Genomic DNA, 264 nt, shown 5'->3' on the forward strand with positions numbered 1-264 from the left:
GCAACGGGAGCTGATTCCACACCTCGACGTAGTTCTCCGGCACGAAGGTCTTGGGATGAGGGCGTTGTCGAACACCTCTCCCCGCGGCTTGAAGCTCGCCGCGATGAGCCATGCGAACGGATACAGGAACAGCAGCGCGAACAGCACGAGGATGACGTTCAGGACGATCCGGGCGACGAGGCTCTTCGGCTGCCGCAGCCGCCGTCGCCAGCGCGAACGGGTGGCGACGGTGGTCGTGAACGTGCCCGGGGCCTTCTCGGACTC

General features: G+C 65.5%; 1 pseudogene. It reads right to left on the reverse strand.

Annotated features, from left to right (window positions below):
* Positions 1–264, reverse strand: a pseudogene (locus tag V0R37_RS22430) (hypothetical protein); the annotation flags it as partial.

This window comes from Pollutimonas rozaliensis, assembly GCF_048751585.1.
Taxonomy (GTDB): domain Bacteria; phylum Pseudomonadota; class Gammaproteobacteria; order Burkholderiales; family Burkholderiaceae_B.